Source organism: cyanobacterium endosymbiont of Epithemia clementina EcSB (assembly GCF_029919255.1).
Classification (GTDB): Bacteria; Cyanobacteriota; Cyanobacteriia; order Cyanobacteriales; family Microcystaceae; genus Rippkaea.
Genome location: NZ_CP123991.1, coordinates 390,900 through 404,881 on the forward strand (window position 1 = coordinate 390,900; position 13,982 = coordinate 404,881).

Sequence of the window (13,982 nt, forward strand, 5' to 3'; positions counted from 1 at the left end):
TATACTGTATACTGACTTAAATTATATATATAATCCGGATGGAATCGCCGTTGTGACCTATAAGGAATTGTGTCTATTGTTATTTTCAGTGCTAACGAGTACCATGGGGCAATTATTGCTAAAGCTAGGGGCAACTAAGCTAGGTAAAGTCAATGCAGATAATGTGGTTAGTCATATTCTAAATATCGTCATGACCCCAGAATTATTGGCTGGATTATCCTGTTATGGGCTAGGAGCGATCGCTTATATTCTTTTATTAACCCGTGTTCAACTAAGTATCGCTGGGCCTTCTGCAGCGTTAATTTATATTTTTTCGGTTTTAATTGGCTATTTCTTCTTTCAAGAGTCAATCCCTGTCTATCGTGCCTGTGGGTTAGGATTTATTATTTGTGGAGTTATTTTAGTCGTTTGGAAAGCTTAAGACTAAATCTTTATGTTACTTTGGACTCTGAAATTAGGTATTTATGGAGCTCAACTGCTTTTGTTTCCCTGGGACTCGCGACTTTTAACATTGTCACCTTGTGCAATTGATAAAAGTTGTGCTAGGATAGTTAACTGTTGAGAAAGACATGGGACTGTAGCTTAGTGGATTAGAGCGCGTGGCTACGAACCACGAGGTCGGGGGTTCGAGTCCCTCCAGTCCCGTACTCGTTGAAACTTAGTAAGGTTAAGATTGATTATTCTTCTGGACTAATCGGTTTTTTGACCACTGACTTGTCTTATTATCTTTGGTATAGAAGAGCTGAAGTAACAAATCTAGTCAACTCTCCTGACCAAGTTGATAGTGTAAGTGAAGTCCGACCATTTATGGGATTAGTCGAAATTTATCGCAGATAGGGCTGTTAACAATAAAACAAACCTCTCTGGATTATGGCTAGGGTAACCAACTTATATTTGTGGACTCCTCAAACTTGTTGTTAGTCAAAACTAAATACCTAGAAACTTGTTTATCTGTTATTGAATGGGGTAAAAAGAGTGATATCCTGATTTACCTGACCGAGCTAAAATCATGAGGAATAATCCTCCTAGAAACTAGTAAAGGCAACCAACCCTCAAAGTTAACTTATCCATGAAAGTTGATTATCTAACGCCACAAACCGCTCAAACTCAATTTTCGGAAGTTCCAACTCTTCCCCCTACAAACTGCCAACCCTGGCCGGGGTTAATTGAAACCTATCGCCCCTATCTCCCTGTAAGCGAAGCAACCCCAATTATAACCCTTCTAGAAGGAAATACTCCTCTGATTCCAGTTCCCCATATTTCCCGACAAATTGGGCGCGGAGTCAAAGTATTGGTTAAATATGATGGGTTGAACCCTACAGGAAGTTTCAAAGATCGGGGCATGACCATGGCGATTTCCAAAGCTGCTGAAAATGGAGCCAAAGCGGTAGTTTGTGCTAGTACGGGGAACACTTCAGCAGCAGCGGCTGCCTATGCTAGACGGGGTAATATGCAAGCATTTGTCATCATTCCTGATGGCTATGTTGCCCTAGGAAAGTTAGCGCAGGCCTTGCTTTATGGGGCAGAGGCGATTGCTATTGAAGGGAATTTTGACGATGCTTTAACCATCGTCCAAGAAATAGCCGAAAATTATCCCATTACTCTGGTTAATTCTATTAACCCCTATCGTTTAGAAGGGCAAAAAACCGCAGCTTTCGAAGTGGTAGATTGTTTAGGAAATGCCCCTGACTGGTTATGTATTCCTGTGGGCAATGCAGGGAATATTAGTGCTTATTGGATGGGCTTTTGTCAATATCATAGTTTGGGAAAATGCGATCACCTACCAAAAATGATGGGGTTTCAAGCTGCAGGGTCTGCACCATTCATTAATGGTCAACCAATTAGATCACCTGAAACTCTTGCAACAGCTATTCGTATTGGAAACCCGGCTAACTGGGATAAAGCTTGGGCAGTTAAAGAAGCTAGTCTTGGAGAGTTCAACGCTGTCACCGACCAGGAAATTCTAGAAGCTTATCGCTTATTAGCTTCTAAAGAAGGGATTTTCTGTGAACCGGCCAGTGCCGCTTCTGTGGCAGGATTATTAAAAGTCAAAGATAAAGTTCCTAGTGAAGCAACGGTGGTTTGTGTGTTAACAGGCAACGGACTTAAAGATCCTGACTGTGCGATTAACTATAGCAACAATCAGGTAAAATCAGGAGTTAAGCCCCAATTACCTCTTGTCGCTGAGGCGATGGGGTTTTAATTCTCAGTATCAGACTCAATTCTCTATGCTTTTTGATAAAAGGTCAAGAGATAGCTGAGACATTTGATACAAACTTTCTAAGTTTTAGCTACAAATTTCATAGGGGTCAATAGCTATTAACCCCTATGAAATTTGAGTTCGATAGTTTTTATCTTAAATAAAAACAATGGTTTTCGCGTAAGTAGGTATAAGCAACTGGTCGAGCGAAAAAGTTAAAAAAGCAGTTACAAATACTTAAATTTTCCGAATGTTCAATCTAGGAGATGTTTTTAAGTTTATCGTTTCTCTTAGGTTTACCAGCTAAGTCTTCCAGAGATGTCCCCAGTTATTTTTTGGAAAATTTGTCACTTTAGCTAGGGACCTAGAAGATTTATATCATGGAACTCCTCAAAATCTAGAATAGAATTATGATGGAAAAAAATCATGGTTATTACAGTTGTGATGGACTCTTTTATACTCAGGATAAAGTTAATCTAGACAAAATTGACTATTAGAAGCTACTAATATTTTTTTTATTAGAGTGATATTTATAGTTCTAAAAAAATAAAGAGATAAAAATTTTTTCTGTGTTGTATATAAAATTGTAACTACAATTTTAATATTATTTAAGTTCTCATATTTAAGAATAAAACAGCAATTCTATAGTATTGGTACTAGTTTTGTAAAAATTAAGTAATAAATTAAAATTCTGAGAAATCCGCAATTTTTTCCTATCATTAGAGTCAAAACACTTATGGCTGTTTCCCATACTGATTCAAGATGAGATCCTTTACTCACCCGTGCTGATGGTATCATTTCAGAAGTAGAAAGAGCTTCGTATCATAGTGCAATTGTAGCAAGTGAATATGATATTCCTGCAGTTATAGACATTTCCTATGCTACTTAACTCTTAAAAGATGAACAACGGGTGACAATTGATGGGCAAGAAAAGTATTGCAGAAATTTTAGACGATTATTAGATAATTAGAGTTTCTCTAACGAAAACCACCTTGAAAAGGTTCTATGTCTAGCCTGTACTTATAATAATCTTTATCAGCATCATGACAAATTCATCAAAAAAAACTCAATCTTTACTCAGACAATTCAAATTGTTCGATTGGATCGCTCTAGGATGTATTGTTATTCTCAGTTTGGCACTAGGAGTAGTGTTAGTGAGAGGAGAACAAATTCCCTTGCGGGTCAGTTATTTTAGTTGGAACGGGAAAAAAATTGGGCTACAAGATAAAGCTTTTAGAATAACTTTCAACCGTCCTGTCGATAAAGATAGTGTTAAAAAATATCTATCTATTGATCCTCCCCTTCCTGGGAAAATTAGCTGGCAAGGACGCCAATTAATTTATACTTTAGATGATCCCCCAATTTACGGGACAAATTATCAAATTAAATTGCAAAATGCTCACAGAACTTATGATCAGAAACCGATTGAATCATTTGTTAGTTTATTTAGCACTCGTGATCGTACCTTTGCTTATATTGGCGTTACTAAAGAAGAACGAGGGCAGCTAATTCTTTATAACATTACTGATGCTAATCAGCCGAAAAAAACAATTCTAACCCCTCTAGACTTAATTGTCACAAATTTTAGAATTTATCCCAATGGTAATAAAATTCTGTTTAGCGCTTATGAACCTAGTCTCAGGGGTAAAACATTAGTCAACCAGCAGTTATACACGGTCACCACTGGTTTACAAGTCTCTCCTAATGGTGTTGAAATACCACGAGCTGGGAGACTCAAACGCATCCTTGATAGAAAAGACTATCAAAATTTGAGTTTCGATCTGTCGCGCAATGGTCAAAGTATTGTCATTTGGCGAATTAATCATAAAAACCCAGCTGATTCAGGGTTATGGACGGTTTTTGACGGGCAAGACCCCAGACCATTAGGAGTTCCTGGAGGAGATTTTGTTATTTCCCCTGATGGTAAGCGTGTGGTTATCTCTCAACGAGGTGGGGTGGGAATAGTTCCTTTGACTTCTGATGGGGGATCGTCAGAATTTTTAACAGGGTATGAAAAAAGTCTAGGATTTTCTGCCGATGGGAAGCAGATACTTCTGGTTAGAGATAATCGAGATTATACGCAATCACTGATAATTATCAATCGAAATAAAAAAAAGCAAGAGTTATTCCGTACCCTTTATCCAATTATTGACTGTGAGTTTGAACCTAGAGAAGAAAAATTGCTTTATTGTCTTAAAACTGACTTAGTTGAGGATAAACAAGGTAAATACCGTGAAGAACCTTTTCTTTCAGTAATTGATGTGGAAAAAAAGGTAGATTTTCCTCTACTTGCTTTACCCAACTATCGGGATGTCCAACTAAGTATGTCTCCTGATGGAGTCGCTTTATTATTCGATCAAGTGGCGACAAGGGTTCCCAAGTCAACTGATGATTTAATTACCTCAGAACAACAGGCAATTGTTGATGGACAAGTGTGGTTACTTCCACTGCCTGAGTTAAAAGAATCAGACAAAACTCTTAAAATTAAACCAGAAGAACTAGAAATCGGGTTCAAACCACAATGGTTGCCTTAAGGTTTTATTTAGGGGTTATTCGTTGACTTTGTTAATGTTTGTAACAACATTTTGCAAGAAATGCCTTAAGTTTTTTAGTTTCTTCTCCAGAGATGGTAGGCTTAGTTCAGAACTGGATAGTAACACACCAAAATGTGTGGACAGTAGTTAACAAGGAGTTTATTTCCCATGCCCATATCGGAGCTCCAAGTTGTTGCTTTAATAATTGCTTTGGTTCCTAGACTTCTTACTTTTCACCTATCTATGGAACTTTGTAAGTAAAATATTCGTTTTATAAAATAGTCAGCTGCTCATCGTTGATAGTTAAATTCAAGAATAATTTTTCTTTATTCTTATCGTTTGAAAAACCGTGTGAGCAGTCTACAAAACTAATTGTTAGCACATTTGTTGACTGATTACTGTCCAGAGTTTTTTATTGATGATTCTTCCTCACACAGTTTAATGCTTATGGCTGCACCTCAAATTTTAGAAACTCATCGGAGTCCCAATTTCTCTTCTGTCCGCCGACGTCGTTGCAAACCGACTCAGAAAGAAATTTATCTTCAGGGTCAATGGATGACTACCGAAATTAAAGTTAAACTGATCGTTAATGGAACTTTGTCAATTCTTGCAGCTTTTACTTTGCTAAGGCTGCTTCCTTATCAGTTTTTACAACAGGAAAAACTAAAGGAAGTTCGAACTCAAGTCCAAGAAACAGAAAGACGGGTGGGAGAGTTGAGAAAGGATTTCAGCCGGAGTTTCGATCCACATCAAGTCAGACAAATGATGCAAGAGAATAGCTCTTTAATTGATCCCAATAAACTGCAGATTTATTGGAAATAATTTTTTATATCTTTAGACAATAATCAAGGTGTTACGCAGAAAAGGCCAGTCGAGTCTAGTTTGTTTTTAGGCGACTAGAGTGTGTTGGCAATTTTTTCTGTTGGTTATTTTGAATTGCTTGATATTTTTTCTGATAAATATTTGCTAAATGAGGATTAAGACATTTATCCTCAACCTCTCTCAAACAATATTTAACTTCGATAATTCTTTTATTAGATAAAGTCAAGTTTAACTATCCTCGTATTGTATAAATTTTAGAATGTTGTTGTTCAGGAATACCCTAGATGCTAATTCTAGATACATCTATCCCAAAACTATTGAAGGAAACTCCATCAAAGGAGTGGATAAAGCGATCATTTAAGATAAAAAAAAGAAAGGCAAAATTAACTTCTAGAAGAATCGGTAAGATTCTTCTAGAAAGGGCTGGAAATGGAAAGTAACAAAAATTGTTCATGTACTAAAAAAAATAAGAAAGACTTTAGATAATAGAGACAGATGAAACTCAAAATAGCGTAAGGATAAAAGTACAGATAAGGTGATTATTCATTGATAATGATCCAGTACATATAAATAGTTTAGTTAAAGTCGAATAGAAACAATGAGAAGAGAAAGGATTATATCTATTTTTTAGACTAACTCATTGTCCGAAAGTAAATTCAACAAAAAGGAAAGAGGATCAAATAAAAGCTTATAAAATTGCCAAAAAAATATTTAAAGATAATTATTATTGAGCTAAGATAGTCAAATAAAGTTTTACTCAAAAGAATTACTCTAAGAGATATCAGTCGAAACAATATAAAGTTAACTTGAATTACTTAACGATAGCAACAAAGAATAATTTATATTTTTAACGTTACCTTTAGCTATTTATTTACCTATAATCCCGAAAGTCTTCAATATGTTGACTTAAATGATGTTTCTTTAATGAAAGATGATAACAATAGATTTTTAACTATTACTAAGTCTAAATAACAGTAGAAAATATCTAAGTCTTTTTAGACATAAGTAAAAATTAATTACAATGACCAGACAATTATAACAATAATATCTTCTGGTAGAAGATTTTAAAGATAAAATACTTGTACAAATAATTATTGAAATTCATCTTAAAAGGATAAATTATTCCACAAATGTCATTGCATATACTAAGTAACCCATACTTCACTCCTATAAAATGATCTCAGTAAATCTCTAGAAGATTTTATTAATAAATCTCGGGTTGTGAATTAATTTACATTAAAGTTATTATTTAGACATCCTGACCGAGACAACTGTCTTGAACTCCGTCATTCAACCCAACTTACAAAATTATTAATACTCTAGACAACAACCCCGAGATAGTAAGAAGCTTCGAACGCTATTTTTGCTACTCAATCAAAGCGGGTGAGGGGAATCGAACCCCTATCATTAGCTTGGAAGGCTAAGGTTTTACCACTAAACTACACCCGCAGGTTAGTTGCAATTTACCGCAACTTATCTAGGTAAGATTAACATAAATATTAAATACTTGTCAAGGTCTTGGTTAGAACTTTTCCAGACCTTGAAGAACAAGTCCTTGACTAAATCGCTTTAATGGCATCTGACAAGGTTTTCCAACGAAAATAACGTTCTCCTCCCATTTCCACAATGACCTTAATCCGAGGTTCAATAGAGGGTAAATTAGCGAGATATTCCAATTCGGTTTTGGATAGAATATATCCCTCTAAAATCCATAATATTAATCCCTTAGACTTAGTTGGTAAGTTTTCTAGTTGATACGCGGCAATGGGAGGAACAAAATAGATAGAGCCAACAGCCGCATCTTGTCCAATATTCTTTTTACCCAAATGGGGAGGGCGAACTCCATGAATGCCCATCAAATAGGCACTAACATCGCCAAGTCCCTTGGCTGTTAAAGAAAGGCTATTATAGCCATTGGCTCGTAAACGTCGTTGATAACGCCCTTCAAAGCCACCCTCTAGGGGGGCATATACTGCTAATGCGCCTGAGCTTTCTAGAGCGTGAGTTAATCCTTTTCCAGTCTCTAAAGCGCGTAGCAATCCTTTTCCGATGGTTAGCAGTGCCATTGCAGTCCTAAAAAAACTCCTTTATTGATTATAAGGGAATCCTTCCCGTTGAGAGAAAGATTTAAATCTTAACTTTAAAGTTCAGGCAGTTTTACTGAACAATACTCACAACATATACTCATAACCACTCGCCCAAATAGATCCTAATGTTTCAGGCAATTTGACCCCGCTTATTGTCACAATTACTCTCGTTGCTGGCGACTATAAAAGTGAATTCTTCCTGAGAAAAAGAAAATAAAACGAACAGGACGTACGTTATAATTTACCCTGTAAAAGGCTCTTGGGAAAACAACACTCAACTCACTTCAGCAAATACTGCTTGAGAATTTAAATAGCAAAGAAAGCTAATGGTATTAAACACCACACCAGACTGATCGTCAGCATACTGAAGAAATTCTACATTTTCCTAAAAATAAATTAAATAAGGATAATCTTTCCTATTTTGGCGGACTTATTCTGACAATCAATAATATATGGGAGATAAGTTTAGACTAAATCCTTTCAGATCAGGAAATTGTTTTGTTAGACTACCCAAAAGTAGACCTTTCCCATCCTTCCAAAATTAAGAATTTTGGAAGGATGGGAAAGGTTTACATAAAAAATAACCGTTAAATAATCACCGTTAATGGATTGTCTGATAAAAAATTGTTGTCAGTAAGCAATCAAAACTGAGGACTTAAAAATTAAAAAAAGCTTTTTTTTAGTCAATGTGTTTGTCTTCATGGAGTTGTTAATGTTCTTAACAACTAATTATTGACCTCAGTCATTTCAATCACTCTTTCTTCAATATCTTTAACTAAAAAGTTGAGAGGTTGATTACGACGGATTTTGTATTTTAAGCGTCTCGATTGGACTCGCATTAAAATGTCTTCTAAACATTCATGGTCAAAACAGACATGACGTTGACGGTTTTTGTGTCCATAACTAGCCCCAGCAATAATATGCAACTGAGCGTTTCTTTTTAATTGATACCAAAGTCCATCAGAATTTCTGAAAGCTGTTGCTGTTGTTGGACTAGAGGTAGTAGACATATAAAAAGAATCAAGTGCCTCTGTCCCTAAAGTCCGTTCGTAATTGTAATAGTAATGCAAGGGAACTTCCGCGACAGGTAATTCTAGCAAGCCCTGATAAAATTGTTGAGCTATCTCTAAATCACAAACCATAATAGTATAAACTTTGGGTGCGCTGGTGAGAAACATCCACATTGCTAAACCATAGGATGCTAGTAGCATCACCATAATGCCTTGGGTTGAAAAAAGACTATCAATGGGCAAAAACGTCGCTAAATAATAGTGGTGTAGAGAAAAGTTAGTCTCAATATCCATAGAACTCAATATCCATAGAATATTATTGATATAGATATATCAGATTTTTGTCTTAATTAAGCAACTGAAAAAAGAGCTAAATGTCAAGAATGACAAGTTAACGTTATCTATTCAACTATAACAATACTCTTCATTTGTTGAGTTAAGCTTTTTGCATTAGTGATGGCTAGCAGATATGTTTCCTATCTTTTTCATAAAATTAAAAAAATCTCAGAAAGTAGGCAAGGACAAACTAAAAAGTATTATGTCGAGACAAGACGGTATAACTAGGCCAAATTTCATCAACTTGTATTTTGATTAGGCGAAATAAATTATACTAAGTTGTCAGTTATCCATCACTATCTTTGCGGTTATGGGGGTTAAGTAGGTTTAAGCTCTTCTTTTTTGCTAATTGCGCAGAATAATTCTTCTACAGGCTAAGGACTCCGGAGTCTCTTTAAAACCGGTCGTCTCAGTTTAGAAGATCGCTTAATGTTTTAAATTCCCCTCGATAGGGTTGTGCCCTCTAGAGAAACTTCTAATAGTTGGCAATTTATTATTTTCAAACGGGGAAATGTGTCTTTTTGGATTCCTCCAGGCGTTCTTGCTCAAGAAAATGTTGTATCAGAGACAAAGCTCAGTTCAGTGAATTTTTGCTCCCTGACTTCCCAAAACGGCAATTGCCATTGCACTGTGATAGCTTATTCTGATTCCATCACTTGAAAACAAGGCAAAGAGCTACCAATATTTTTCTAGGCGCTCCAAAATAAAGTCGCTCCCCCAAAAAAATTCCAACCAACTGATGAACGTTCCATTCAGATGGATATCTATCCTAGTCAGGAATTAATTTTTAAAAGTGAAACCAAAACAATTACGATTGTAGTCCATTTAGTGGACAAACGGGTCTATGCACTAGGAGTTCGTCATGTTAAATCTGATTCTGATTCTAGATTAAATAGAGCCTTTTTCAAGGTTCTTAAATTGATTAATCAGTGATATTGTGCCAGTCTTAAGAACTTTAGATCTGCTTGAGAAAAACCGAACCCTTTAGGTGCTCGAGCTCGTGTTGAAAGATTCTAGTTACAAAATCGGTCAATTACTGCTGCTGTAATTGTCCATGGCAATCATAATATTCGACCTTAATTGTTTTATAAAACGGAAACAAGGCCAGTATCCTCCTAACACTGAGACAAACTTCTTAATCTCTACGATAAAATTTATCATAATGGCGTTAGGATAGCGAGGATTCGAATAGGAGGCAAGTCGCAAAGACTAAGATAATTCAGGTGCAGCAATTTCTATTGCATTGGATTTGATCATAGTTGTCATTAATGACTAAATTAAGTCTTGTAGACTGTGATCAGTAAAATTGACAAAAGTTTAGGCAGTTTATTGCAGAATGGGGCTACCGACTTAAGTTCTCCTTAGAGAAGGATAAGTTTTTATAATTGATAATGATTGCCTTTGGTTTAAAACCTCTTCGTTCACGCAAAAAGAAAAAACTTTTCCTTATTGCAAATTGTCTAGTTTGATGCGAGGATCAACTGCTTTGAGCAATAAATCTGCTAACAAATTCCCCACAATCAACATAGTTGCCCCCATCGTTAAACTTCCCATAACTAGGTAAAGATCTTGTGCTTGAACTGCTCCTAAAATTAAAGTTCCTAACCCTGGCCAGTTAAAGAAAAATTCTGCAATAAACGATCCCCCTAATAAACTGGCAAACTCGAACCCCAGTAAAGTAATCAAGGGGTTAATGGCATTGCGTAATCCATGAACATAAATAACTTTATCTTCAGATAATCCTTTTGCTCGTGCAGTTTGAATATAATCTTGTCGCATCACATCCAACATTTGCCCACGCGTCAAGCGCATTAGCCCGGCAAAACTCGTAATACTTAAGGCAACAGTTGGTAAAATCATGTGCCATCCAATATCAAATATCTTCCCGATGGGAGATAATTCTGGATGATTCAAACTTATCATATCCCCTACAGGTAAAATAGGAGAAACATTTTGAGCGAAAATTAATAATAGTAATGCCGTAATAAAACTGGGAAATCCTTGTCCTAAATAACTAACTACCCGCAGAATTTTATCAATCAAACTATTTTTTTTGACTGCACTTAATATGCCAAGAGGTAAGGCTATCAGCCAAGTTAACATAATTGAAGCTATGCTCAATAATAATGTTGCTATAATTCGTTCGTTTAAGAGAGAAATAACTGAGCGATTAAAGACAAAACTTTCTCCAAAATCAAGATAAGTAACAACTTGAAATAACCATTTGCTATACTGCTCATACCAAGGTTTATCTAATCCAAAACGTTCGGTTAAACTAACCAGTGTTTCTGCAGAGATATTGGGATTTTGTTTGAGGGTATCTAGATAATTTCCTGGAGCAATTTGAATGATAAGGAAACTAAGAAAAGAAGCTAAAAGTAAAGTTAAAAGTCCTTGTATAATTCGTTTTATAACATAGAGATTAGTGTCACTTGTCAACCAATTCTTTAGTTTTATTAAAAATTTATTAGATTGAGAGGATGAGGAAGAATTCATAGGTTAGTAAATTTATACACTGTTAATTTTAAATTTTTGTCAATTATAAACATGTTAAACAAATAGTAAATAACCAAATTTTTAAAAGATTTCTGTAGAGAAAACATAAGATTAATCTCAATTAAAGAGGAAATATAGCTGAGAATTATTTTCTTAATAATCTACTAGGGTAATAATTGGCACATTAGGAAGTTTTTGGCGACCTTTTAGGGCTTTTAACTCCATGATAAAAGCAAATCCCAACACCTCACAACCAATTTTCTCTAACAAATCTACTGTTGCTCTAGCGGTTCCTCCCGTGGCAATCAAATCATCAACAATAAGTACTCTATGATCATCAGCTAAAGCATCTTGGTGTATTTCGAGTTTATTGGTTCCATACTCCAAATCGTACTCAACTTGATAGACTGCTGCCGGAAGCTTACCAGGTTTACGAACAGGGACAAAACCAGCCTCAAGTTGGTAAGCTAAAGGAACTCCAAACAAAAAACCGCGAGATTCCATCCCCACCACATAATCAGGCAATAAACCCTGATATTGACATCTCTGGCATAAGGTATCAATGGTATAGCGCAATCCTTTCTGATTGCTGAGCAGAGTGGTAATATCTCGAAACATAATCCCTGGTTTAGGAAAGTCGGGAACATCCCTAATCAACGCTTTAAGATCCATAAGTTATATTTTAAAGTTGTTCGTAAGAAGTCAAAAATTACTTTAACAGACTGTCGGTAGAAGTTCTCACTTAAGATTTATGCTTTTATTACTGATTAATTTTAACAAAAATAGAGAATTTTTAGTTCTTCAGAACTAAGTGAAACAACATCCATTTGATAAAAATTGATCTCGCCGCAATAAGCAACAGTTATTTCTGGTTAACTATCTGATGATCTTTTTTCGTTGTTCTTCATAATTCGTGTAGGTCATTGATGGTATTCAACGTCATCCAGCATTTTTGCGCCTCAAAATCTATCATCTCAATGAATAACAAATCTAGATTGTCTCGAAATCTAACTCACCTAATTTCTGAAAGATGGTTGTATTTCTTTGTCCAAATATAGATTGTTGAACCTGTGATGGATGATTTTGCTTGGAATCAAGCATTATTCTTCGTTCCTTTGATATTGGTGCAATTCTAACCATTAGGTAAATAGTCAACTAATTGTCTCTCTTGCCAGATATAGTTAAAGCAGACAACGGACCAATTATCAAAACACTAAGCTATTCTGTAAGATGAATTCCACTGTTAGTATAATGTCTGATTCGAGTTCTCCTACTCAGTTTAAACCTGTGATTTTAAATGTCCTGCCGGATTTTCCTATCTCTGGCCAGCGATGTGCTGTGCGACTTCAACAACGGATTGACTTATTATTATTGGCGATAGAAGCCCTAGAAAGGGGAGCATCAGAACAGATGCTCAAAACCATTCAACAACTACAATTTCAGGAGATTATTAGAAATCGAATTATTTTGTGGCGGTTGCGATGTACCAATCCTTTGCGGCGTTCCTATACTCGTGAAACCCTAACTCTTATTCAAGCTAAAGCATTAGTCATTATTGCCAGCCATCAAGCAAAACCCCTAACTGTTCAGATTCGACAACTTTTGTTAGCTGAACAACAGATGAGACAAAAAGGACTACCACTAAATTGTCATTTTCTGTTAGCGGAATATCTAGACCAATTTCGCGCTCATTTTCAGAGTCGGATGAATCCTCGTCGCGCTAAAGTTTCAGTCTATATAACTTCCAATGATGAATTAAATAAATTGGCTTTGTTTTTATTAAAACAACTTTTATTTTGTACGGGAACTACTGGAATACAAAGATTTTGGATTAGTTTATTTGATGGAGAGGTTGCATGAATATCAAACGACAATATAGCTTACCTAATTGTACCTTAATATTAGAAGGGTTGAGTGATAATCTTACTAGAAGTGATTCTCAAGATAATCGCCCTCTTTTATCAATTTTAGTCAATGTTGAATGTCGTTTTGTGGGAACTTCCCAAACACTTCAGGGGGGACGAACGTTTCTGGAAAATTTAGCCAAAACAGTCAGTGCCTACGCCCAAGAATATCTGAGTAGTATCCCTCACCCCCAAGATACTCAAGGAAACGAAGATCTTATTCGCCTTGAAAAAATTGAAGGCACTGATCTTCATCTCTTAAAATGGCAACCTAGTACACAGATGAGTCAATCTTGTGTGGAGTTGGAATTGAACACTGTTCAATTATTCGATTTGGTTGAAAGTCTTGATCAGTTTTTTGCTGATAGTCGAACACTTCCTGATTTTAGTTTGCAGTTACACCCAATATCTCGACGATATCGTCCCCCCGATGAACCGTTAGGACAACGGGCAGTCCCGGCTACATTGGGAATAGGGAGTCTTGCCTTGATGGCCTTAATTTTATTTTTCTTTCCCATTCCCGAAATACGTGAACCAGAACTAACACCACCTGAAACATCCACTAAAACTATCCCTAAGAACAACTTTTGACC

General features: G+C 35.9%; 11 protein-coding genes, 2 tRNA genes and 1 pseudogene. 9 read left to right on the top strand and 5 right to left on the bottom strand.

The window, feature by feature from the left end; genetic code table 11:
• Window positions 1-52 precede the first annotated feature (52 nt).
• The 6 genes and pseudogenes from P3F56_RS01270 (at window position 53) to P3F56_RS01290 (ending at window position 5,556) form a co-directional block, all read left to right on the top strand.
• Window positions 53-421, top strand: a complete 369-nt coding sequence (locus P3F56_RS01270; protein ID WP_281152964.1) for an EamA family transporter — start codon at window positions 53-55, stop codon at window positions 419-421.
• A gap of 150 nt (window positions 422-571) precedes the next feature.
• A tRNA-Arg gene (locus P3F56_RS01275) sits at window positions 572-645 on the top strand.
• A gap of 424 nt (window positions 646-1,069) precedes the next feature.
• Window positions 1,070-2,203, top strand: a complete 1,134-nt coding sequence (gene thrC / locus P3F56_RS01280; protein ID WP_281152965.1) for a threonine synthase — start codon at window positions 1,070-1,072, stop codon at window positions 2,201-2,203.
• A gap of 781 nt (window positions 2,204-2,984) precedes the next feature.
• Window positions 2,985-3,089 (top strand): annotated as a pseudogene (locus tag P3F56_RS10375) (PEP-utilizing enzyme); the annotation flags it as partial.
• A gap of 154 nt (window positions 3,090-3,243) precedes the next feature.
• The gene (locus tag P3F56_RS01285) at window positions 3,244-4,734 is read left to right on the top strand and encodes an Ig-like domain-containing protein (RefSeq protein WP_281152966.1); all 1,491 of its coding nucleotides are present in this window, start codon (window positions 3,244-3,246) and stop codon (window positions 4,732-4,734) included.
• Window positions 4,735-5,181: 447 nt separating this feature from the next.
• Window positions 5,182-5,556 (top strand): slr1601 family putative cell division protein, encoded by a 375-nt coding sequence (locus tag P3F56_RS01290; protein WP_281152967.1) that lies wholly within the window; start codon window positions 5,182-5,184, stop codon window positions 5,554-5,556.
• Between the two features lie 1,378 nt (window positions 5,557-6,934).
• On the opposite strand, the gene P3F56_RS01295 is transcribed toward P3F56_RS01290, so the two are convergent.
• The 3 genes from P3F56_RS01295 to P3F56_RS01305 form a co-directional block, all read right to left on the bottom strand.
• Window positions 6,935-7,005, bottom strand: a tRNA-Gly gene (locus P3F56_RS01295).
• 110 nt (window positions 7,006-7,115) lie between these two features.
• Window positions 7,116-7,622: an NAD(P)H-quinone oxidoreductase subunit N gene (gene ndhN, locus P3F56_RS01300; RefSeq protein ID WP_281152968.1), complete on the bottom strand. Its 507-nt coding sequence runs from the start codon at window positions 7,620-7,622 to the stop codon at window positions 7,116-7,118.
• A 746-nt stretch (window positions 7,623-8,368) separates the two neighbouring features.
• On the bottom strand, window positions 8,369-8,947 hold the full coding sequence (locus P3F56_RS01305) for a glyoxalase-like domain protein (protein WP_281152969.1): 579 nt from the start codon (window positions 8,945-8,947) through the stop codon (window positions 8,369-8,371).
• A gap of 498 nt (window positions 8,948-9,445) precedes the next feature.
• Here P3F56_RS01305 and P3F56_RS01310 point away from each other — a divergent pair, with 498 nt between their 5' ends.
• Window positions 9,446-9,649 carry a hypothetical protein gene (locus P3F56_RS01310; RefSeq protein ID WP_281152970.1) on the top strand — a complete coding sequence of 68 codons (204 nt, stop codon included), beginning with the start codon at window positions 9,446-9,448 and terminating at the stop codon, window positions 9,647-9,649.
• Between the two features lie 786 nt (window positions 9,650-10,435).
• Here P3F56_RS01310 and P3F56_RS01315 read toward each other — a convergent pair.
• Both P3F56_RS01315 and P3F56_RS01320 read right to left on the bottom strand, forming a co-directional pair.
• Window positions 10,436-11,485: an ABC transporter permease gene (locus tag P3F56_RS01315; protein ID WP_281152971.1), complete on the bottom strand. Its 1,050-nt coding sequence runs from the start codon at window positions 11,483-11,485 to the stop codon at window positions 10,436-10,438.
• Window positions 11,486-11,638: 153 nt separating this feature from the next.
• Window positions 11,639-12,157, bottom strand: a complete 519-nt coding sequence (locus P3F56_RS01320) for an adenine phosphoribosyltransferase (RefSeq protein ID WP_281152972.1) — start codon at window positions 12,155-12,157, stop codon at window positions 11,639-11,641.
• Between the two features lie 558 nt (window positions 12,158-12,715).
• Between P3F56_RS01320 and P3F56_RS01325 the strand changes: the two genes are divergently transcribed.
• Both P3F56_RS01325 and P3F56_RS01330 read left to right on the top strand, forming a co-directional pair.
• Window positions 12,716-13,345, top strand: a complete 630-nt coding sequence (locus P3F56_RS01325; RefSeq protein ID WP_281152973.1) for a DUF3038 domain-containing protein — start codon at window positions 12,716-12,718, stop codon at window positions 13,343-13,345.
• Window positions 13,342-13,980 carry a DUF4335 domain-containing protein gene (locus P3F56_RS01330; protein WP_281152974.1) on the top strand — a complete coding sequence of 213 codons (639 nt, stop codon included), beginning with the start codon at window positions 13,342-13,344 and terminating at the stop codon, window positions 13,978-13,980. The genes P3F56_RS01325 and P3F56_RS01330 overlap by 4 nt, the downstream gene beginning before the upstream one ends.
• Window positions 13,981-13,982: the final 2 nt, after the last annotated feature.